Below are 19,134 nucleotides of genomic sequence, written 5' to 3'. Positions count from 1 at the left end.
TTGTCCCAGCCCGCCGTCATCCTCGCCTCGACCTCGGCCTACCGGGCCGCCCTGCTCCGCCGCGTGCTCGAGGCCTTCAGCCAGGCCGCGCCCGGCACCGATGAAGCCGCCCTCGCGCAGGAAGGCCCTGCCGCCCGTGCCGCACGCCTGGCGGAAGCCAAGGCACGTGCAGTGGCCACCTTGCACCCCGGGTGCGTGGTGATCGGCTCCGATCAGGTCGCCGACCTCCATGGGTCCGTGCTGGACAAGCCGGGCACGGTACACGCGGCGCATCGACAGCTAGAGGCGAGTTCGGGACAAGAGGTGGTCTTCCATACCGCGGTGTGCGTCATCGATGCCCGCGGCGACGCCCATGGCCACGTGGACGAGACCCGCGTCGTTTTTCGTACGCTGACCCGCGAAGACATCACCCGCTACGTCGAACGCGAGCGCCCCCTGGACTGCGCCGGCAGTTTCAAATGCGAAGGCCTGGGCATCACGCTCTTCGAGCGCATCGCCAACAACGATCCCACCGCCCTTATCGGCCTGCCGCTTATCGCGACGTCACGGCTGCTGCGCGCCGCGGGAATCGCCCTGCCCTGACGCGCGCCACGCACGCATCCACACCATGCACTCGTCCGGCAAACGGGGCGCTGCCATCCCAGCCCGCGCCATCGCTTCGTAGTAGGCGATGCGCCGACGTCCGGCGAACGCATCCACGCGGCCAAGCGGCCGCACGATATCGACGCGCGCGCAGACGGAACCCAGCCACGCACGCGCATCGTCGTCCCTTAGCGCGGTTTCATCGACGGCAAGGATCATGCGCGTGCCGGGCCGCGCATCCAGTGCGACCTCGTCCAACCCCCACGCGCGCAGCTGCGGCGCACGCCCGTGCTTGGTGTTGAGCGGGCTGTCGAGCGAGTAGACCGTTGCTGACGGTCCCAGGACGAAATGAAGCTCCGCCGCGAGCATGAAATTATCCGCAACCAGCACGGTGCCTGCGGGACGCGGCGGCAGCGCCGCAGCCGCTTCGCGCCACCCGACGAAGTGCGACGGAAACGCCTTGGCATTGGCGAGCACCAGGGCACCGCGCGGCGAGGCCGCAATACCGAGATACGCCAGGCCGGCAATCAGCCCCAGGCCCGAAGTGGCCAACGCGAGCACGGCAAAGCGCCTGGCCGTAACCGAGGCACGCGCGAGCACGGCGGGAACGGCCGCGCACAGGAACAGGTAGCCCGGCAGCGGCCAGTGGGCGCGGAAACGCAGGTCGTCGGCGAAAAGACCCAGCACGAAATACGCGACCAGGAACGTGCCCGACAGCGCCGCAACCACATCGAACGGTGTTTCGGCCCGGCGTCGCCACGCGCTGTACAGCACCCACAACAGCAGGCCATACATAAGTGGCGTGCAGGCAACGGCCTGCTCCAGCGGTTGCACCAGCGCATCCGCGTGAAAGGCCCAGGGGTTGCGTTCCACCAGCTGGAAGGCGACACCGGCACCACTCGCCCCCACGTTGTAGATGATGATGGGCACGAGCCCGAACGCAGCGACCAGCAACGCGACCCAGAGCCCCGACCTGCGCCACGTCGCACGCCCGCGCCGCATGCATGCGAGAAAGACCAGGCCGGCGAGCATCGCCATGGCGGCGCGATAGTGCGTGGCCCACGCGAGCGCAAGGCCCGCGCCGAGCAGCACCCAATCCCGGATACGATTTGTCTCAAGTGCTCGCACCAGGCCCTGTGCAGCGAGCAGGATCGCGAAGGTCAGTGGCACATCAGGGAGTGCCATGAGGCCCAGGCTGCCGACCAGCGGCAGGAGCAACGCAAAGGTCGCGGCCTGCCACCCTGCCCCTGCGCCCCCCATGCGGCGCGCCAGCGCGCCGACCTGCCACGGCAGCAGGGCGCCAAGCACGAGGAACGGCAGGCGCATGGCGAACACGCCGTGCCCGAAAACGGCCTCGGACGCACCAATGAGCCAGGCCGTGACCGGCGGCAGGTCGCTGTAGCCCCACGCAGGCCTCAGGCTCTCCTGCCAATAGAAGGCTTCGTCACCGAAGGGCGACAGGGTGGCCGCTATGACAACCTTGCAAACGGTGACAAGGACGAACAGAGCGAGGAATACGCCTCGCCAGCGCCGCGCGCGCACCGCTAAACTCGACGGCTCATCCATTGGCATGGCCAGGCCGGGGGGCACACGCAACGATCATGTCTGCCATTACTCCACTCAACGACGAAATGCTGCGCCACCGCCTCGATGCCGCGCTCGCGCAGGTCAACGGCGTACTGCTTGGCAAGCCACGCCAGGTGAAGCTCGCCTTCACCTGCCTGGTGGCCGGCGGCCACCTCCTGCTGGAAGATGTGCCCGGCGTGGGCAAGACCACCCTCGCCCATGCACTCGCCGCCACCTTCGACCTGGAGTTCCAGCGGATCCAGTTCACCAGCGACCTGCTGCCCTCGGACATTATCGGGGTGAGCGTGTACGAGCGCGAGACCGGCGCGTTCCGCTTCCACCCCGGCCCCATCTTCACCAGCCTGCTCCTCGCGGATGAAATCAACCGCGCGACGCCCAAGACCCAGAGCGCCTTGCTCGAGGCGATGGCCGAGGGCCAGGCCACGGTCGATGGCACCACGCACGACCTGCCAAAGCCCTTCTTCGTCGTCGCCACGCAGAACCCGCTAGATCTGGCTGGTACATTCCCGCTCCCGGATTCGCAGCTGGATCGCTTCATGCTGCGGCTGTCGCTCGATTACCCGGACCCCGCCGCCGAACGCGCCTTGCTGATCGGTGAGGACCGGCGCGACATGATGGCGTCGTTGCGTCCTCGCCTTGATGTCGAGGCCATCGGGCACCTGCGCGCGGCGGCGCAGGGCGTCAAGGCGACCGGCACGCTGCTCGATTACCTGCAAGCCCTGCTAGCGGCCAGCCGCAAGCACAGCGAGGTCCGCGTGGGCCTTTCGCCGCGCGCCGGGCTGGCTATCCTCGCGGCATCGCGGGCGTGGGCGATGCTGAGCGGCCGCGACCATGTGATCCCCGAAGACGTACAGACTGTCTTCATTCCTGCCGCGGCGCACCGGCTTGTCCCGGGCCGCGGGAGCCATCGCGAAGCGATCGCCCGCACTATCCTGGCCGAGACCGCGGTGCCCTGATGGAACGCGCGGCGCCTCGCGTGCTGGCCTGGGCGGAACGAAGGCTGCCCGCCCTCACCCGTCTTCGCCCACGCGAGGCGCTGCCGATCGTATTGCACCGGCGCCGCATCTATATCGTGCCCACGGGTTTCGGGGTCGGCTTCGCGGTGCTGTTGGGCGTGATGCTGATCGGTGCATTGAACTATGCGAACAATGCGGCGCTCATGCTGACCTGCCTGCTCGGTGCGGCGACGGCGGGCAGCATGCTCGTCGCATTTCGCGTGCTCAACGGCCTGGTCATCGGGACGCTTCGCGCGGATACTGCGCGCGCTGGCGAACGCATCCGCCTGTCACTGGATCTTTCGGCGAACCAGCGTGAGCGCAGCGCGGTACGCGTCGACGTCGCGGGAACCGAACACGCCGCCAACGTTCCCGGGGGTGGCCACGCGACCATGGAGTTTGCCCTGCACGCCGAGCGCCGGGGCTGGCTGCCGCTACCCCGCATGCGCATCCACACGCGCTGGCCTTTGGGGCTGTTCCGCGCATGGAGCTGGATCCACCCCGACAGCACCGTCCTCGTGTATCCCATGCCGGAAGCGATGGGGCCCTCGCCGTTTGAACCGCAGGGTGATGCCGACCGTGGTCGACCCAGGATCGGCGACGAACTTGCCGCGCTGCGCGATTACCGCCCCGGCGATCCGCGCCGGCACATCGCATGGAAGTTGAGCGCTCGCCACCACGGCCTGCTCGTGAAGGACATGGAACAGCCCTCACCGCAGGAAGATTGGCGACTGGATTGGGACAGCGTGCGCGGACTGGACGATGAGTCACGGATCAGCCGGCTAGCCCGCTGGATCGATGAAGCCCACGAGAGCGGCCGGCGCTGGAGCCTGAAGCTGCCGGATGCCTATTTCGACGTGGCGCACGGCGACGAGCATTACCACCGCTGCATGACCGCGCTGGCACTGCGACCATGACCCGATTCCGTCTTTCGCTGACGCAGAAGCTGGACTCAGAGCCACGGCTCGACCCACGCCCGTTCAGCCTGCTTTGCCTCAGCATGGCTTTCGTCCTGGCAACGCACGCCACGCACCTGCCGTGGTGGTTTTCCACGACGCTGGCCACGACGCTCGCCTGGCGCTGGTGGCATCGCCAACATGGCGGCCGCCCCGTGTCCATGTGGATCAAGCTGCCGATCGTCGGTTTGCTGCTCGCCGTGGTCATCGCCACCTACGGCACGATCTTCGGCCGTGAGCCCGGCGCGGCCTTCGCGACGGGCCTGCTCGTGCTCAAGACCCTGGAGACCGAGCATCGCCGTGACGCCCGGGTGGGCATCGCGTTCGGCGGCTTCGCGCTCATGAGCGCACTGCTTTTCAATCAGTCGCTGGTAGCGACGTTCGTGGTGGCGATCGGACTGGTGCCTGCCCTGGGCACGCTGCGCGCGATCGAGGAGCTTTCCCCTCCACGCGATGTCTGGCGCGGGGAGTTTGCGCCCGCCCTGCTCATGCTTGCATGCGCCATTCCGCTCGCCGCATTCGCGTTCCTTTTCATCCCCAGGCTTGAATCACCGCTTTGGGGCGCACCCAATCCGCCCCGTGCCGTGACCGGCCTTGCCAACACCATGTCACCCGGCGAGATGGCTGAACTACTGGTCGACGATACGCCAGCCATGCGCGTCGCGTTCGATGGCCCGATACCGGTCGCCGAAGCACGGTATTTCCGCGCTTACACGATGCTCACTTTCGACGGGCGGCAGTGGAGTCCGGGCTTCGGGGCCTACTCGCGAAATGGCGGCACATTCGAAGGCACCGCACGCTTTTTCTATCACGTGACGATGGAGCCCACCCAGCAACGGATCCTGCCCATGCTGGACATGCCCTCCACGGCGCCTGTCGATGCCTCGCTACAGTACGACCGCACCGTCGTCGCCAACCAGCGCGTGCAGGCCGCCAGGACCTATGACGCGGTGTCCGCGACGGGCTACACACTCGACGCCGGGATCAGCCCAGCCCTTCGCCGGGCCGCGTTGCAGTTGCCCGAGGGGACAGGCCCGCGTGCCAGGGCACTCGCGCAGGACTGGGCCACCCGGTTCAACCATGATCCCATCGCGATCGCCCGAGCGGCCCTCGGCATGTTCCGTGATGGCGGATACCGCTACACGCTCGCGCCGGCACCGCTCGGCGCCGACAGGATCGACGACTTCCTGTTCGGGACGCGCGAGGGCTACTGTGAGTACTACGCCTCGAGCTTCACCTTCCTGATGCGCGCCGCGGGCGTCCCCGCGCGCGTGGTCACTGGATACCAGGGCGGGTACTGGAACAAGCTCGGCTCGTACCTGCTCGTCCGCCGTTCCGATGCCCATGCCTGGACGGAAGTATGGATCGCGGGTCGGGGCTGGGCACGCTTCGATCCCACCGGTGCCGTGCGCCCCGAGCGTGTCAGCCTTGGCGCCGCCTCCGCCGCATCGGCCAGCGGCGAGGGCATGTCATTCTTCGACGGGGGATGGCTGCGTCCATTGCGGGACCGCTGGGATGTCGTCAACCAATGGTGGAACCAGGCCGTTAACGGTTTCGACGCGCTACGCCAGCGCGGCATGCTTCAGCCGTTCGGTATACGGCGCACCGATGTCGGCGACCTCGCCATCATCTTCGCCGTGGGCTTCACGCTCCTCATTGCCACCGCACTGGGGTGGGCCCTGTTCCAGCGACGTGAAGGCGATGCGCTGGACGCGTGGATGCGCCGCCTGCAACGCAAGCTTGCCAGGGCAGGCGTGGTGCGACGCACGGGCGAAGGCCCAAGGCATTTCATGGCAAGGGCGGCTCGCTCACTGCCTGCGCATCGAAATGCATTGGAAAGGTTGAGCGAGCTTTACTTGAGTTCACGCTACGCGCACGACGAACCGCCACCTGAACTGGTCAAGCAATTCCGGCAGGCGGTGAGGGAATTCCGGGCGCGCGGCGTGGTCAAATAGGTCATGGCGACGGCTGTGTCCGTCGCCTCCAGGAGAGTGACATGTCCATGTACAAACCGCTGGCCATCGCCGCTGCCACCCTCGCGCTGGGCGCGTGCGCCACGGTACCGCAGCCGCTGCAGGGCCAGTTCAACGATGTGAGCACCGTCAGTGCGCAGCAGGGTGGCGCGCCGGGAGCCAAGGTGCGCTGGGGTGGCGAGATCATCAAGACCGAGCCGGGCCCGCAGCAGACCTGTTTCTTCGTGCTTTCCCAGCCGCTCGATGATGAGGCCCGCCCGACCGCCAGCAAGGCCGAGAGCCAGGGTCGCTTCGTCGCCTGCCGCGATGGTTTCTACGATCCGGAAGTCTTCACCCGCGGCCGCGAGATCACGGTCACCGGCACCCTGCATGGTGCCGTCTCGCAGAAGGTGGGCGATTTCGATTACGCCTACCCGCGCGTGGAAGCCGACGTCGTCTACCTGTGGCCGAAGCGCGTACCGGTGACCCGCTACCCGCCAGGCTTCTACGACCCGTTCTGGGGCCCAGGCTGGGGTCCGGGTTGGGGTCCAGGCTGGGGCCCGTATGGCTATGGCCCGTGGGGTGATCCGTTCTGGTACCGCCCGCGCACGGTGATCGTGCGCCCGGCGCCGCCGCCGCGCCCGCACAGGTAACCGCCAACGAAAAAGCCCGGCTCGCGCCGGGCTTTTTCGTTATCCGATGAACCTCAACCTGGCGGCCAGTGCATCTGGCGGCCCGCCAGCAGATGGACATGGATATGGAACACCGTCTGGCCACCGTGGCCGTTGGTGTTGATCACCGTGCGGTAGCCGTCCTTCCCGAGCCCCTGCGCCCGGGCATACGCCGCCGCGGCCAGCAACAGCTTGCCAAGCAGCTCCGCATCACCGGGGACAGCATCATCCAGCGTGGCAATCGCCCGCTTGGGAATGAACAGCACGTGCACCGGCGCCTGCGGATTCAGATCGCGGAACGCGAGTACCTCGTCGTCCTCGTAGACGATATCGGCCGGGATCTCCCGGCGGACGATCTTGGCGAAAATCGTATCGGTCACTGCCATCTCCTAAGGGTTTCAGCCGAGCGATTGCCGGCTGCCGAAAGCGTGGGCCAGCGTGCCCCGGTCGACGAACTCGAGTTCGCCACCGAGGGGCACGCCGTGCGCCAGCCGCGTGGCGCGGATGCCGGCCGCCCGGGCCAGCTGGCCGATGTAATGCGCGGTGGCCTCGCCTTCGACGGTGGGGTTGGTCGCGATGATCATCTCTTCCACCTCCCCCTCGCCCAGGCGCTCCACGAGCAGGGGCAGGCCCAGCTCTTCAGGGCCCAGGCCATCCAGCGGGGAGAGCCTGCCCAGGAGCACGAAATAGTGCCCACGGAAGCCGGTCGCCTGCTCGATGGCCGCGAGGTCCGAGGGCGATTCGACCACGCAAAGCACCTGGCGATCCCGCGTGGCGCTGGCGCACAAGGTGCAGACGGGCGTCTCGCTGAAGTTACGGCAGCGCGTGCAGTTGCCGACGTCCCTCATGGCGGAATCCAGCGCGGAAGCAAGGCGCAAGCCTCCCTGCCGCTCGCGTTCGAGCAGGTGGAAGGCCATGCGCTGCGCGCTCTTGGCACCGACGCCCGGCAGGCAGCGCAGGGCATCGATCAGTTCGCCGAGCAGGCGGGAACCGTTGCTCATCGTGACGTGCCGCCTGCTTAGAACGGCATCTTGAAGCCGGGCGGCAGGTTCAGGCCCGACGTCACGCCGCCGAGGCGGCTCCGGCTGACTTCAGCGATCTTGTTCACCGCATCGTTTACCGCAGCGGCAACGAGATCCTCTGCCATCTCCGGGTCGTCGGCGAACGTCTGGCGGTCGATATGCACGCTGCGCACTTCGTGGCCGCCGGTCATGGTGACGGTCACCAGGCCGCCACCCGCGCTACCCGTGATTTCCGTCTTCGCCAGTTCTTCCTGCGCACGCTTCATTTCGTCCTGCATGCGCTGGGCCTGCTGCATCAGCTGACCGATTTGACCTTTCATGTTCCTGGCTCCACGGGTTTGATCGATTGGGGAATAACGCGCGCACCGAAGTCGCGCTTGAGCGCCTGCACGAGGGGATCCGCATCCATCGATGCCTCGGCGTTGGCCTGGGCATCGCTCGCGGCCCGTGCGCGGCGCTCGGCAGGGGTGCCGAGGTTGCCGCCTTCCGCGACGAAGCGGAAGCGCACCCGGCGACCCAGGGCATTCGAAACCTTCTCTTCCATCTGGCTCGTAAGCGGCTCGACGGCAAGATGCATGTGTTGCGGCTGCAGGGCGAGCACCATGGCGTCACCCTCGAGCCCGCGCAACGTGCAGTTCTGCGCCAGCTGGCCGATGGGGCCGCGCAGGTGCGCACGCTCCACGATGTCGTGCCAGTCCGGCAGCCCGTTGGCATCGGTACTGATGGGACGCGGCGGCGCGGCGGGCGCCGGCGGCGGTGCAGCGGGGGCGGCGGTGGGCGCGGGGGCGCGGGCAGCCTGTGCCTGGGCCGGTGCGGCGGGAGCCTGGCGTGGTGCCGCTGCAGCCGGCGGTGGCGACTGGCGCGTTGCGGCCGGGGTGGTGGCTTGCGCCGGCACGCTCCGCGGTGCGGGCGCGCCCTGCCCTGCATCCGCCGGGCGGAACGCGTGCATGCGCAGCAGCACCATCTCGAAACCGATGCGCGCATCCGGCGCCATCGGCAGCTCGCGGCGGCCGTTGGTGGTGATCTGGTAGTAAAGCTGCACGTCCTCTGGCGAGAGGGTTTCGGCGAGCGCAGCCAGGCCGGCATCGCTTTCCTCGCCGCGGTAGCCCGGCACCAGTTGCAGGAGCTGGATACGGTGCAGCACCGTGGCGAGATCATCGAGCACGCCGCCGAAATCCGGCGAGAACGAGGCGATGCGATCGGCCTCGGCCATCAGCGCGGCGCCATCGCCCGCTGCGAGCGCCTCGATCACGCCCAGTACCTGGCCACGTTCGACGCTACCCAGCATGGCGCGCACATCGCCCGCACGCAGCACGCCGCCGCCATAGGCGATGGCCTGGTCGAGCAGCGAAAGGCCATCGCGGAGCGAACCATCCGCGCCATGCGCGAGTTCAGCGATCGCCTCGTCGTCGTACTCGATGGCCTCGGCGCCGAGGATGTGCTTCATCTGGCCCGAGATCTGGTCGGGAAGCAGGCGCTTCAGGTTGAACTTCAGGCAGCGCGACAGCACCGTGACCGGCAACTTCTGCGGGTCGGTGGTCGCGAGCAGGAACTTCACATGCGGGGGCGGCTCTTCCAGCGTCTTCAGCAATGCGTTGAAGGCCGGCTTGGAGAGCATGTGCACCTCGTCGACCAGGTACACCTTGAACCGGCCGCGAGACGGCGCGTACTGCGCGTTCTCGATCACTTCGCGCACGTCGTCGACACCCGTGTTGCTGGCGGCATCGATTTCGAGCAGGTCGACGAAGCGGCCGGCATCGACTGCGGTACACACCGCGCATTCGCCGCAGGGATCCGCGGATTCGCCACGCTCGCAGTTGAGCGACTTGGCGAAGATACGGGCGATCGTGGTCTTGCCCACGCCGCGCGTCCCGGTGAACAGGTAGGCGTGGTGCATGCGCCCGCTATCGAGCGCATTGGTGAGCGCGCGAACGACATGTTCCTGGCCCACGAGTTCAGCGAACTTCCGTGGGCGCCACTTGCGTGCGAGAACCTGATAGGACATGCGATCTACCTTGGGGCGACAGTCGATTGTGCCAAGGAGACGTGGCGGGCGAAAGCGCCGGCCTGAAAAGGCGATGACCCTGCCAGCCACACCCCGGCACCCGAATCATCCGCTACCGTTGCTTCCTTCCGGACCTGGCGGAGTTTACGGACTATCGTCGCGGGGGGACCGACAGGGCCACCATAAAGACGTGAAACTGGCGGAGAGGGCGGGATTCGAACCCGCGATACGCTATTAACGTATACACACTTTCCAGGCGTGCTCCTTAAACCACTCGGACACCTCTCCGCACGGGTACTTCCTCTTCCCGGCATCCGTCCCGGCAAAGAAGCGGAAGGATAACGGCATGCGCCGCCCCGCACAAGCGCCTACCCCGCGGTGGGGCGCACCGGAGCGGGCTCGGGCAGGGGCAGGCGCTCGCCGGGGCGCGCCACGCGATAGCCTCGCGCCACCAGCGTCTCGCCGTCGGCGACACTGCCGTAGTGGTAAAGCGCCATGCGTGCGCGGAGCTCGCTCGCATATTCACGTTCGAGGTCATCGACGCCCGTATGCGAGGGGTTGCCGACCACGCCGCAGTCATGGGCGATCAACTCGCCGGAGGCACCGTGGAGCGCGAGTGCCTCGGGGACTGGCCGGGTATCGCCGGTAAAGACGAAGCTGCCGCGCAGCGCCAGCCCGAACGACGTGCCCTGCACGTGGTGGCGGGTGGGGAAAACGTCGAACCAGAGGCCCTCGTGCCAGAAACCACGGGTGCACGGGACCAGGTGGAAGGCCTCCCAGTAGTTCACACCGCCCTCCGCCAGGGCGCCCGGATAATCGGCCACCCTGCCCTGCAGCCACGGCAGCAGCGCGGCGTGGAGGAACACCTTCGTTCGGCCGCGCAGTGCTTCATCGAACCACAGGCGGAAGAACAGCCGCTCCATGCCCGCGACGTGATCCATGTGGGTGTGGGTGATGTACAGCGCCGCCGGCGGCGCGCCGTAGGTTTCCACGTAGCGATCCAGCGTGTCCGGCCCGCAATCGACCAGTAACAGGGGCTTGCCATCCCGCTCCAGCACCACGGCTGAGGAGCCAAGCTCCACGGCGTGTGCCGCACCCGCCCCGAGGAATCGAAGGTCGTAGGTCACGCGCGGAATCCCTCCTCGTAAGCCAGGACCACGGCGGGCCAAAGCACTTCATCGAACATGTCGCCGCCCTCGCGAGCACCCACCTTCACCAGCGAGCGCTTCAACCTGGCGAGGTTGGCCCGGCGCCAGCGCGCCGATGGCCGGCGCAGGCGGCCGCGATCGAAATCGATCAGGTACAGGCCGTCGCCGTTCACGAGGATGTTGTGGGCGTTGAGGTCCGCGTGCCATGCGCCCTCCCGATGGAAACGCGCCACGAGCTCACCGACCCGGCGCGCCAGCGCTTCGTTGAAAGCGCCATCGGCCACGCGTTCGGCCAACGTTCGCGCCTCGGGGATACGCAGCGTGATCAGATCGGCGCGATACGCCAGCCCATGCCGCACGTGCCTGGCGGCCAGGGGCGCCGGCACCGGGAGGCCACGGCGGGCCAGCTCCGCCAGCAGGCGGAACTCCCGGCTGCTCCGGGTGCGTTCGGCACCCGTGAAGAGATAGCTGTCGCCGAGCAACGCGGCCACCATGCCGCCACGCCGATAATGGCGCAGCACCGCCTCGCCCGCCGGCGTATCTATAATGGCGACGCCACCACGTCCGCCGGCCTGCGCGCGCAGCGCGCCCTGCCTGGCCCAGGCGTCCGGCGTGAACCAGTCATCATCGACTTGAGCTGCGCGGGCCGCGTCGAACAGAATCGTGCCGCCCGCGGCCTCCATTACTCGTTGGTCTGTCATCTGAAGGGCCGCCCGCCGGGCGGCCACCTATCCGGTAACCCGATCGTGTCCAGTCTAGCAAGCCGCCCCCTCCCGTCGGGAGATTCCAGCCTCTGCATCCTGCGGACATCCGCCATCGGTGACGTGACGCACGTGGTGCCGATCATCCGCACCCTGCAGGCGGCGACGCCGCAGACCCGGCTCACCTGGATCGTGGGCAAGCTGGAGCAGAAGCTCGTGGGCGACCTGCCCGGCGTGGAGTTCGTCCTGTTCGACAAGGGCAAGGGCCGCGACGGCGTGCGCGCGGTGCGCGAGGCCCTGGCCGGCCGGCGCTTCGATGCGCTGCTGCATATGCAGGTCGCGCTACGCTCGAACCTGCTGAGCCTTTCGGTGAAGGCCGACCGGCGCATCGGCTACGACCGGGCCCGGTCCAAGGACCTGCATGGGCTGTTCGTCAACGAGCGCATCCCCGCACGCACCGGTGAGCACGTGCTCGACGCCATGGCCAGCTTCATCGAGCCGCTCGGCCTGAAGCAGACCGAGGTGCGCTGGGATATCCCCGTGCCGGACGAGGCGCACGCGTGGGCGGCCGAGCAGCTGCCGGGCGATGTGCCGACCTTGCTGGTCAGCCCCATGTCGAGCCACACGGTGCGCAACTGGCGCGTCGACCGCTATGCCGCCGTCATCGACCATGCCATGGCCCGCGGCATGCGCGTGGCCCTCGTGGGCGGACCCTCGCCCGCCGAACGGGAGCTGGCTGACCAGATCCTCGGTGCGGTAAAGGCTCCGCCCATGGACCTTACCGGCAAGGACACGCTGAAGCGTTTCATGGCCCTGCTCGGCCGGACGAGCATGATCCTGACACCGGATTCCGGCCCCATGCATATGGCCAATGCGGCCGGCACCAAGGTGCTCGGCCTGCATGCGGCGAGCAACCCGCATCGCTCGGGGCCGTACTCCGACCGACGCTGGTGCGTGGACAAGTACGACGCGGCGTCACGGAAGTTCTTCGGCAAGCCTGCCGCTGAGATTCCCTGGGGCACCAAGATCGAGAAGCCCGGTGTCATGGATCTCGTCGAGGTGCCGGAGATGATCGATCGCTTCGAGGCCTGCGCCGATTTCCTCAGGATCCCCTTGCGGGGTTGATCAGAACGACTTCGGCTTCGCGCCGTAGTCCTTGTACGACTTCTCTTCGACCAGGGTGGAGCCGAGCTTCAGGTTGATCTCGCGCTTCACCGCGGCGCGCTCATCGTTCTCGAAATAGACGGAACGGGCGAGCTGGATGAAATCGTTATCGAATTCCTGCGCCTTTTCCTTCACGCGGATGCGGTCTTCGATATCCCACAGGCGCTTGTTCACCGCCAGCAGCCGGCCGGTCTCGTCCTTGATGTCCGTCTTCGAGGCGGCATGGTTCGCCCAGGTGGTCTCAAGCAATTCGAGCTCATTGCGGACGTTGGCCAGCTTGGCCTCGTCCTTGATCTCCTGCAGCTTGATCTGAAGGATGGTCATCTTGTCGATAAGCTCACCGTAAGACACCGGGGTTTCGATCAGGCTCATGGGGCGCTCTCCGTCAGGTCAGGCGCGGGAGGTTAGCAGTTTTGGCTGGGCTACAGCGACACGAGCCCGAACGTATCCAGCAATAGGACGACGTTGAGCGCGAGCACGACCAGCGCCGAGATCACCGCCAGCACGGTCGTCGCCGCGCTTATCCGGAATGCGCCCATGATCCGCCGGCGGGCCGAGAACCACACCAGCGCGATCATCGGGAACGGGAGGGCGATGCTCAGCGCCACCTGGCTCAGCACCAGTGCCCGCGTCGCATCGACGCCTGCCGCGACCACGGCGAAACTGGGCACCATGGTGACCGCCCGGCGCAGCCACAGCGGGATCCGGAAATCCACGAAGCCCTGCATGATCATCTGCCCGGCCATGGTTCCGACCACGGAGCTCGAAAATCCCGAAGCGATCAGTGAAATGAGAAAAATCGTCGCTGCCGCACCGCCGAGCAAGGGCACGAGGGTCTGGTAAGCGGTCTCGATTTTCGCGACATCGGGGTGCCCACCATGGAAGGCGCTGGCCGCCATGATCACCATGGCGAGATTGATCAGGCCGGCGACCGCGAGCGCCAGCACGACCTCCAGGTTGGACAGGCGAATGATCCGCTGCCGTTCGACATCGTTGCCTGCCCTTACGCGTCGCTCGGTCAGGCCCGAATGCAGGAACAGCGCGTGCGGCATCACGGTCGCGCCGATGATGCCCACGGCCAGCGCCACCGCCATGCCGTCCGGCAGGTCGGGCTTGAATACGTGCAGGCCGACAGCCGCCCAATCGACCGGCGCGATGAACAACTCGACAAGGTAAGACAGGCCGACCACGCCAACGAGCGCGCCGATGGTGAGTTCCAGGCGCCGCGCGCCCTGCCCTTCGAGCAGGAGCAGGAGGTACGTGACGATGCCAGTGATGACCATGCCCGCGAGCAGGGGCATGTGGAAAAGGAGGGCAAGGCCGATCGCCCCACCGAGGAATTCCGCCAGATCGGTCGCCATGGCGGCCAACTCACTGACGACCCACATGACCCAGACCAGCGGCCGTGGCAGGTGCTGTCGACATAACTGGGCGAGATTGGAACCGGTCACGATGCCTATCCGGGCGGATAGGCTCTGGAACAGCATCGCGACGAGATTGGCCAGGACGACCACCCACAGCAAGGCGTATCCGTACCGGGCACCGGCCTGGATGTTGGTCGCGAAGTTACCAGGATCGATATACGCGACAGAAACGACCATCGCCGGGCCGGCGAACGGCGCCAGCGCGGCCAGCCCGCGGCGCCGGCCGTGCAGTACCTCCTGCATCACCCTGGCATCGCGTGCCTGCCTGACGTCTTGTTTCACCCGGTCGCCTGCGTATACGCACATCGCGTTCACGGGCATTACAGCCCCGGGAGCGTGCAAGGCGCGTGGAAAACCCTGCCCGCTACCCGACGGGCGAGGCTTCGCAAGCCATCGACGCGGCCGGGCTTATACGTGCAGTCCGCCAGGAGCCGCCATGACCACGATCACCCGCCATATCCCCCGTATCGCCGGGTTCCACGCCGCCCACCAGGACGACATCGGCTTCTGCATCCTGGCCGAGCTGGATACCGCGCCCGGCGAGCGCTGGCTCGCGCATTTCGCAGGTCGCTGTGACGAGACGTTTTCGAGGCACACCTCACCCGACATCCGCTGGGTCGAAGGCCGGATCTGGTTCCGCGTACCGTCGGAAGACCTTGTGGCGGAATACGCACGCCTGATTGTTGAAGCGGTGAACGCCGCCGGGCACGACGAGGCCGAGGAGCAGGAGCGGGAAGTCGAACGCGCGCGCGTCCTGGCGCAGAAGGCCCACGACCTCGACGCTCTGCTGAACAACGTCAACGCCGCCCTCCCAGGCTGGATGGAAGGGCAGCGCACCGCCTGAGGCGCTTGCCTCAGGGCGAAGGGCTTCTCGCACTGAACAACGCGACGCAACCCACGGTATCGACGCGCACGTCGTTGAAGCGGCTGGCCAGCGCAAGGCGCAGGTCATCCAGCGAATCGCGTGCGTTACCGAAGATGCCCTTCTTGTTATAGAACCCCATGAGCTTCACCGCCGTGCTCGTGCGCGGCACGCCCTGGGCGAGGATGGTGGCGCCGAACAGGGTGCCACCCGGCGCCAGCAGCGGGATGAGGTGGTCGAAGACCACGGCCTTCTGGCGAATGTCGCCCGCCAGGCAATGCAGCAGGTAGGTCACGCCGATCGAACCGTACGTCGTGTCGTGTCCTTCGATGGGCCTGAGCACGTCCACCACGTGTGTGTCAGGCGAATACCGCTCGACGCGGCGCGCCGCGGCTGCGAGTGAGTTCGGGTTGAGATCCATCAGGGTCAGGCGCGGCTCTGGCGGAAAGCGGCAGTGATCCATGTACCAGCCTGTGCCCACGCCGACGTCGAGATGCGACGCCGAGACGTGCTGGTTATACAGATCGAGGATGCGCGAGGTCGGGCAGCGCCACACCAGGGGATTGGAGATCCGGAGGACCAGGGTGTCGTAGATGGCAAGGGTGCCGGGCGAATAGACGGACTGGCTGTCGTAAGCCTTGGAGGACTGGGCGGGCATGGGGGCTTTCGTCGTGGGGTGGGGATCAGGGAGCCTCGCATGATGACGCCGCAGTGCACCATGCCGATTGCCGAAAATGTGCTTCACGTCCGTTTCTGGCGCCCTCTTGGCGGGCACGCTAAAGCCCGCGCCATCTCCGCCGATGTGCTCTGTACAGTCAGGGAATCCACCTCCGATGCCGGTCCAGCACGCTCGCCATCAGAACTTGCGCAAGGTCCTCGCCCAGCTCGAGCGCGAGGGGATCGAGGGCTATGCCGACCAGGCGGAGCACCTTGGCAATGTCACGGCCGGAAAACTCGCGGCCATGGACCAGGGCGCGCCGATCGACGTGCTCTTCTCCGAACACGTCGAATGGGTCCTCCACCGCCGACGTGGTTGGATGGACGAACTGCACGAAGACGACCCGCTCGAAGCCTGACGCCTGCGGTAGGAGCGCGCTTGCGCGCGATCCACGCCTCCTAGACCTACCCATGGTTAGGCTGCACGAATGATTAGCCCTCTGGCCATCTTCCTGCGCCTGGCCGTGGCAGCCGCCCTGAGCGGAGTCATCGGCATCAACCGCGGCCGCCTCGAATGGACTGCCGGCCTGCGCACTCACATGCTCGTTGGCGTCGGCGCGGCGCTCGCCCTCATCGTCTCCGCCTTCGGCTTCAGCGACGTACTGGGCAACGAGCACGTCGTGCTGGACCCATCGCGCATCGCGGCACAAGTGATCAGCGGTATTGGTTTCCTCGGCGCGGGAACGATCCTGTTCGTGGAGCGCGACCAGATCGTGCGCGGACTGACGACCGCGGCCAGCCTATGGGCGGTGGCCTCCGTGGGGCTCGCCGCTGGTGCCGGGCTCTACTGGGGCGCGATCATCGCGACAGCGCTTATCTGGGTCATCCTTGCCGTGCTGAAGCCGCTCGAGCATCGGCTGACCGGCAAACGCAGCCGACGTCCGCGCGTCGTAGCCACGCTAAGCGGCATCAACGCGCTAGCCGCATGCGAAACTGCTCTCGCGGATCAGCATCTTCCGTTCTCGAAAACCGTGCTGCGCCGCCAGCCGGATGGTGATGACCGCGTCACGATCCTGTTCGCCAAGCCAGTACGAAGGGAGCAGCTTGCCGCGCTCGCCGATGCGATGCGCGGTGTGGAGGGGGTTACGTCGGTGACGTATGAGGGTTGAGTACTCGCGCAAGACTCCGATCTTCCGTAAGCCGCACCCGCCCAGTGCTGACACCGACTGCTTGCGACGCGCCATCCACCGCGGGCAAGCGCAGCGCTGACAGCGACTAATGGCAAACTCTGGCTTGCACGCAACGCCACGGTGCCTATGATCGGAAGCAAGTCCAGCCGCCCATGTGCCTCCCATCGACGTGAACGTACGCACCAACATCTCGGAACGCATCGCCCAGGTCGAAGCCATCCTACCGACGCTCGCAACAAAGGCGGATATCGGCGAAGTGCGGGCGGATCTCCACAAGGCCATCGCAACGACCAATGCCTGGATGATCGCGACGGTGATCAGTCTGTTCCTGGGCTTCTCGGGCCTTTTCCTGGCCGTCAATTCTGCATCACGCGCATCAAGCACCTCGCCCGCCGCGTCATCGGCGATACCACCGATGATCATCCAGGTGCCAGCCTATGTGCAGGCAAGCGGTACGCGGTTACCTCCGCACTAATGCGCGCTAAGCCCGGGCTTCTTCGCGGATGCCGACATCACGCTGTCTATCCATGGAACATATCGTGAGATCCGCACGGCATACACGATGACGCCGTAGAGACCTTCGACGAACGGCCGGTCCGGCGTCCATGTCTTCCAGAATGGGTGGTTCTTCGGATACCTGCTCCAGGAAGCCAGTCCGATCAGTTGCTTCGCGTTTCCTTCCCCGACGAACAACGGACCACCGCTGTCGCCACTTCCGGTGATCGCTTCCAGTGGTAGCGCGGAAGGGGGTGCATCGAAGCGATACCAGACATAGCGCTCATCGGACCCCAGGATCACATTGAAGCCGCGGCGCAGAACGGTGCGGTGCGAGCTGCCAGGATCCTGGCCCCTGGCACCATCGCCGGTGGCTCCCTTCCCCATGAGCGCCGCCGTCATACCGACCTCAGCGTCTCCTCGATAAAGCGGCACCGGTGCTATGCCGGTCACCGGCGATACGAGTTCGATCAGTGCGATGTCGTTGGAAGATGCGAGGAACGCGGAAATCCTGGAAAGGTCGCCCGATTTGAGCGCCTCATCGACCAGGGCGCTGGGCAGTTTCTGGTAGCCCGGATAAATGACGACGCGCTTGATCTTGCGCGCGACGCCGCCAATCGAGACGTCAGTCTCCATGCCCTGCATCTGCATGGGCGCTGCATGTGCGGCGGTGACGACCCACGTCGGTGCGATGAGAACACCGTGGCCCTCCCCGGGCAGGTCCGCCAGTGCGGGGAACGACGACGCGGGAACGCGATACTTCGCGTCATCGACGTCCGCCCGGGTGATAACCGCGCCAGCCGCGCTCGAGACCACCCACAGGCAAAAGACAAGAGTCCACTTCATGCTTCCATCCCCATCGTGCCATTCCATGCGGCGACCGACCTGGTCCCCTAAACGAAAAACGCCCAGCGATCTCTCGATCTCTGGGCGTTCAACGATACAGATAATGGCGGAGAGGGTGGGAAACAGTTCTCCCCTTCCCTCCCATACCTCACAGGCCCAAACCGGTGTACTGGTATGTGACCCGGATTCTTGGGTCTGCGAAGACCACCGTCAACCCCGCCGTTTATGGCATAAGGGAAGTCTTGGGTGCCAACACCGATGCCGGCGGCATCGGCACAGGAGCGCCGAGCACGTGCAGTTGGGCCCGCATCAATGTCACACCTAGACTTTTTACGCCCAAGGCGAAGAGTGCTTTTGTCCGTTTGATGTATCCGGCCTTTCTCAGCTCGTATTCGTCCGGGGGAACACCATCCGCCGCGCCATAGGTAGGCATGACGTTGAGGATGTCCTGGATGGAATTGAGGCTTTCCACCAAGGGCTTGAATCGGCCATCTGCAAAGTCGACCTTGGCCGGCGAATGGGCGAACTCGTTGCGGATGCGGCGGATGAGTTCGAGGTCATCGAACGCCTTCCGGTCTATCAAACCCATCCCGTATGCCATTTTGATTTTGGCCGAGAAGGTCGACAACGGACCGTTGGCGTCAAACAGGGACTTTTCGACCTTGCCTGGAATGGCATTTTTCTTGAAAACGACCTTGAAAAGCTCCGCAAGCCCTTCTTCGAGCATGGCAGCGCCCACCAGGACACATCCCCGGTCAGATTCTTCAATCAGGTCGGCGGCGGGTGCCGTCTCGGTCATACCACGCCCTTTTTAATGTTGGCCGGCGCATCATGACCAGCCACGGCTCCGACATTCAAGGCCGGCCTGGGCCGGCAA

22 protein-coding genes, 1 tRNA gene and 1 other RNA gene are annotated in these 19,134 nt (G+C 66.3%); 10 read left to right on the top strand and 14 right to left on the bottom strand.

What is annotated here, in order from left to right; translation table 11 throughout:
* Complete coding sequence (locus ACZ6YI_RS03545) at positions 1-582, top strand: Maf family protein (protein WP_465777455.1); 582 nt, start codon at positions 1-3, stop codon at positions 580-582.
* Here the strand turns inward: ACZ6YI_RS03545 and ACZ6YI_RS03540 are convergent.
* A complete protein-coding gene (locus ACZ6YI_RS03540) occupies positions 544-2,154 on the bottom strand; it encodes an ArnT family glycosyltransferase (protein WP_465777454.1) in 1,611 nt (536 codons plus the stop codon). The genes ACZ6YI_RS03545 and ACZ6YI_RS03540 overlap by 39 nt on opposite strands.
* A gap of 29 nt (positions 2,155-2,183) precedes the next feature.
* Between ACZ6YI_RS03540 and ACZ6YI_RS03535 the strand changes: the two genes are divergently transcribed.
* Genes ACZ6YI_RS03535 through ACZ6YI_RS03520 form a run of 4 tightly spaced genes read left to right on the top strand, consistent with a single transcriptional unit; the run spans position 2,184 to position 6,725 of the window.
* On the top strand, positions 2,184-3,125 hold the full coding sequence (locus tag ACZ6YI_RS03535) for an AAA family ATPase (protein WP_465777453.1): 942 nt from the start codon (positions 2,184-2,186) through the stop codon (positions 3,123-3,125).
* Positions 3,125-4,081 carry a DUF58 domain-containing protein gene (locus ACZ6YI_RS03530; protein WP_465777452.1) on the top strand — a complete coding sequence of 319 codons (957 nt, stop codon included), beginning with the start codon at positions 3,125-3,127 and terminating at the stop codon, positions 4,079-4,081. Before ACZ6YI_RS03535 ends, ACZ6YI_RS03530 begins: the two co-directional genes overlap by 1 nt.
* Positions 4,078-6,075, top strand: coding sequence for a transglutaminase TgpA family protein (locus ACZ6YI_RS03525; RefSeq protein WP_465777451.1), 1,998 nt, complete (start codon positions 4,078-4,080; stop codon positions 6,073-6,075). Before ACZ6YI_RS03530 ends, ACZ6YI_RS03525 begins: the two co-directional genes overlap by 4 nt.
* 41 nt (positions 6,076-6,116) lie before the next feature.
* Complete coding sequence (locus tag ACZ6YI_RS03520) at positions 6,117-6,725, top strand: Slp family lipoprotein (RefSeq protein WP_440326438.1); 609 nt, start codon at positions 6,117-6,119, stop codon at positions 6,723-6,725.
* A gap of 53 nt (positions 6,726-6,778) precedes the next feature.
* Here the strand turns inward: ACZ6YI_RS03520 and ACZ6YI_RS03515 are convergent, their stop codons facing one another.
* From ACZ6YI_RS03515 to ACZ6YI_RS03480, 8 genes are all read right to left on the bottom strand, one after another.
* Positions 6,779-7,123, bottom strand: a complete 345-nt coding sequence (locus ACZ6YI_RS03515; RefSeq protein ID WP_465777450.1) for a histidine triad nucleotide-binding protein — start codon at positions 7,121-7,123, stop codon at positions 6,779-6,781.
* Positions 7,124-7,141: 18 nt separating this feature from the next.
* Positions 7,142-7,744, bottom strand: a complete 603-nt coding sequence (gene recR / locus ACZ6YI_RS03510; RefSeq protein ID WP_465777449.1) for a recombination mediator RecR — start codon at positions 7,742-7,744, stop codon at positions 7,142-7,144.
* Positions 7,745-7,761: 17 nt separating this feature from the next.
* Positions 7,762-8,085, bottom strand: a complete 324-nt coding sequence (locus ACZ6YI_RS03505) for a YbaB/EbfC family nucleoid-associated protein (protein ID WP_440326442.1) — start codon at positions 8,083-8,085, stop codon at positions 7,762-7,764.
* Entirely contained in the window at positions 8,082-9,770 is a 1,689-nt protein-coding gene (gene dnaX, locus ACZ6YI_RS03500; protein ID WP_465777448.1) for a DNA polymerase III subunit gamma/tau, read from the bottom strand. The genes ACZ6YI_RS03505 and dnaX overlap by 4 nt, the downstream gene beginning before the upstream one ends.
* Positions 9,771-9,847: 77 nt before the next feature.
* Positions 9,848-9,944: signal recognition particle sRNA small type (gene ffs / locus ACZ6YI_RS03495), an RNA gene on the bottom strand.
* 23 nt (positions 9,945-9,967) lie between these two features.
* A tRNA-Ser gene (locus ACZ6YI_RS03490) sits at positions 9,968-10,058 on the bottom strand.
* An 80-nt stretch (positions 10,059-10,138) separates the two neighbouring features.
* Positions 10,139-10,897, bottom strand: coding sequence for an MBL fold metallo-hydrolase (locus ACZ6YI_RS03485; RefSeq protein ID WP_465777447.1), 759 nt, complete (start codon positions 10,895-10,897; stop codon positions 10,139-10,141).
* On the bottom strand, positions 10,894-11,619 hold the full coding sequence (locus ACZ6YI_RS03480; RefSeq protein WP_465777446.1) for a 3-deoxy-D-manno-octulosonic acid kinase: 726 nt from the start codon (positions 11,617-11,619) through the stop codon (positions 10,894-10,896). Before ACZ6YI_RS03480 ends, ACZ6YI_RS03485 begins: the two co-directional genes overlap by 4 nt.
* Before the next feature lie 45 nt (positions 11,620-11,664).
* Here ACZ6YI_RS03480 and ACZ6YI_RS03475 point away from each other — a divergent pair, with 45 nt between their 5' ends.
* A complete protein-coding gene (locus ACZ6YI_RS03475; protein WP_465777445.1) occupies positions 11,665-12,744 on the top strand; it encodes a glycosyltransferase family 9 protein in 1,080 nt (359 codons plus the stop codon).
* Here ACZ6YI_RS03475 and ACZ6YI_RS03470 read toward each other — a convergent pair whose 3' ends face one another.
* Together ACZ6YI_RS03470 and ACZ6YI_RS03465 are read right to left on the bottom strand one after the other, a co-directional pair.
* Positions 12,745-13,155, bottom strand: a complete 411-nt coding sequence (locus ACZ6YI_RS03470) for a DUF6165 family protein (protein ID WP_465777444.1) — start codon at positions 13,153-13,155, stop codon at positions 12,745-12,747.
* 50 nt (positions 13,156-13,205) lie between these two features.
* Complete coding sequence (locus ACZ6YI_RS03465) at positions 13,206-14,489, bottom strand: Nramp family divalent metal transporter (protein WP_465777443.1); 1,284 nt, start codon at positions 14,487-14,489, stop codon at positions 13,206-13,208.
* A gap of 154 nt (positions 14,490-14,643) precedes the next feature.
* Between ACZ6YI_RS03465 and ACZ6YI_RS03460 the strand changes: the two genes are divergently transcribed.
* Positions 14,644-15,051, top strand: coding sequence for a hypothetical protein (locus ACZ6YI_RS03460; RefSeq protein WP_465777442.1), 408 nt, complete (start codon positions 14,644-14,646; stop codon positions 15,049-15,051).
* Positions 15,052-15,061: 10 nt separating this feature from the next.
* Here the strand turns inward: ACZ6YI_RS03460 and ACZ6YI_RS03455 are convergent, their stop codons facing one another.
* A complete protein-coding gene (locus ACZ6YI_RS03455) occupies positions 15,062-15,727 on the bottom strand; it encodes a class I SAM-dependent methyltransferase (RefSeq protein ID WP_465777441.1) in 666 nt (221 codons plus the stop codon).
* A 175-nt stretch (positions 15,728-15,902) separates the two neighbouring features.
* Here ACZ6YI_RS03455 and ACZ6YI_RS03450 point away from each other — a divergent pair, with 175 nt between their 5' ends.
* The 3 genes from ACZ6YI_RS03450 to ACZ6YI_RS03440 all read left to right on the top strand — a co-directional run bounded on the left by ACZ6YI_RS03450 (position 15,903) and on the right by ACZ6YI_RS03440 (position 17,391).
* Positions 15,903-16,145 (top strand): hypothetical protein, encoded by a 243-nt coding sequence (locus ACZ6YI_RS03450; protein WP_440328841.1) that lies wholly within the window; start codon positions 15,903-15,905, stop codon positions 16,143-16,145.
* 69 nt (positions 16,146-16,214) lie between these two features.
* Positions 16,215-16,895, top strand: coding sequence for an MgtC/SapB family protein (locus ACZ6YI_RS03445; protein WP_465777440.1), 681 nt, complete (start codon positions 16,215-16,217; stop codon positions 16,893-16,895).
* A 190-nt stretch (positions 16,896-17,085) separates the two neighbouring features.
* Complete coding sequence (locus ACZ6YI_RS03440) at positions 17,086-17,391, top strand: hypothetical protein (RefSeq protein WP_465777439.1); 306 nt, start codon at positions 17,086-17,088, stop codon at positions 17,389-17,391.
* Here the strand turns inward: ACZ6YI_RS03440 and ACZ6YI_RS03435 are convergent.
* Complete coding sequence (locus ACZ6YI_RS03435) at positions 17,388-18,257, bottom strand: S1 family peptidase (RefSeq protein ID WP_465777438.1); 870 nt, start codon at positions 18,255-18,257, stop codon at positions 17,388-17,390. The two genes, ACZ6YI_RS03440 and ACZ6YI_RS03435, sit on opposite strands and share 4 nt — an antisense overlap.
* A gap of 223 nt (positions 18,258-18,480) precedes the next feature.
* Positions 18,481-19,056, bottom strand: coding sequence for an MltR family transcriptional regulator (locus ACZ6YI_RS03430; protein ID WP_465777437.1), 576 nt, complete (start codon positions 19,054-19,056; stop codon positions 18,481-18,483).
* Positions 19,057-19,134 lie beyond the last annotated feature (78 nt).

The organism is Luteibacter sp. NPDC104163, assembly GCF_055584245.1.
The sequence above is the reverse complement of the archived record's forward strand: the minus strand, read 5'-3'. Positions and strand labels throughout refer to the sequence as shown.